Raw genomic sequence first — 1,751 nt, forward strand, 5'->3', positions numbered from 1 at the left:
CCGTGCCCCGCGCCGGCGCCATCAGCGAAGCGGCCGGCAGCGCCATCGAGCAGTTGCTGGACGCCGAGCTGCAACTGCCCGAGCCCGACGACAACGCCGGCCGCCGCCACTACCAAGCCCACGCAGCCCGCTACGCCCGGGGCGAGCGCGTGCGGGCACGCCATGTGCTCTTTGCGGTGACGCCCGGCGTCGACATCAACGCCTTGCGCCAGCGCGCCGAGGCCTGCCTGCTGGATGTGCGCAGCGCCACCCCGCAAGAGCAGGCCGCCGGCGACCGCTTTGCCGCCGCTGCCAGCACCAGCAGCAACTGCCCCAGCGGCGCGCAGGGTGGCCAGCTGGGCTGGCTGCGCATCGAGGATTGCGCCCCCGAGTTCGCCCGCGAGCTTTTCGGCCATGCCGAGGTGGGGGTGTTGCCGCGCCTGGTGCACAGCCGCTTTGGGCTGCATGTGGTGGAGGTGCAGGAGCGCGAGGCGGGCACCGTGCCGCCTTATGAGCAGGTGCGGGCCGCTGTGTTGCAGCAGCTGCGGCAGCAGAGTTTTGCGACGGGGTTGTCGCAGTATTTGCGGTTGTTGGCTGGGCGGGCGCTGGTGGTGGGGGTGGATTTGGAAAGGGCGGAAACGCCTTTGGTGCAGTAGCTCTTTTGTTTGATTGCCGCCTGGTTATGTCTCACCGTCGGCTCTTTGTTAACCGCCTGCTTTTTGTTTAAGGACAGAGGCCGGGCGAAAACCGGCCTCCGGCCTGAAGGCCAAAGCAGGAGTCTGCATGGCCAAGAGCGATGGTGCGTAGAGTGTTGCCATCGCTCTGTCCATGTCCAATTAAGAGCCGCTGACCGGCTCAGCTTCCGTTTTACCTCTATTGCTTAATCGAAGGACAGAGGCCGGATGTCGTCCGGCGGCCGACTCACTTTTCTTGCTCGCACAAGAAAAGTAAGCAAAAGAAGTGCGCCCCTGCTGTCCGTGTCCCCAGCGCCTGGGGCGCTGGGGCAACCTGCGATGCTCGGCCCAGGGACGTGCCGCATAACTCACTGCGCGCCAGGGCGCTCCGTTCAAACAGATGCGGCAAGCATGTTCACGAAGCGTGTGTCCTTCGGCACACGCCCGCCCCTGGGCCTGTGCTTCTCGGCACGGACAGAAGGGGCCCGACAACCTGCGAGCCATTGCTGCGCTCGGCATCGGGGGCATCCCCCCTTCTGTATGTGCCTGTGGTAGGGCGTTTGCGGGCTGGCATGCGCGCCCCAGCGCGCATGCTTCGTGAACTGACTCGCCGTGGCTGTTTGAACGGAGCGCCTTGGCGCGTAGTGAGTTCCACGGCGCAGACCGCAAACGTCACGCCACAGGTTGCCCCGCAGCGCAGCGAAGGGGTCGCAGACGGTAGGGGCGTGTTTCTTTGCTTACTTTCTTGCACGAGCAAGAAAGTGAGTCGCCTGCCGGGCGAAAACCGGCCTCCGGCCTGAAGGCCAAAGCAGGAGCCTGCATGGCTAAGAGCGATGGAAGGCCGACCATCGCACGGTATTGCCGAGTTAATGGAGAAGCGTTGGCCACAGCGGCTGGTTTCTACTTCTTCTGTTGTTGAAGGACAGAAGCCGGATTTCGTCCGGCAGCCGACTCACTTTTCTTGCTCGCACAAGAAAAGTAAGCAAAAGAAGTGCGCCCCTGCTGTCCGTGTCCCCTTCGCTGCGCTGCGGGGCAACCTGCGATGCTCGGCCCAGGGGCGTGCCGCATAACTCACTCCGCGCCGGGGCGCCCCGTTCA

General features: G+C 64.6%; 1 protein-coding gene. It reads left to right on the forward strand.

Going from position 1 to position 1,751, the window contains the following annotated elements; all coding sequences use genetic code 11:
* On the forward strand, positions 1-635 hold a 635-nt coding region (locus DCO45_RS22415; protein WP_116927869.1), incomplete at its 5' end, for a peptidylprolyl isomerase.
* Positions 636-1,751 lie beyond the last annotated feature (1,116 nt).

The sequence above is a fragment of the Comamonas sp. JNW genome, assembly GCF_003105075.1.
Lineage (GTDB): Bacteria > Pseudomonadota > Gammaproteobacteria > Burkholderiales > Burkholderiaceae_C > Comamonas > Comamonas squillarum.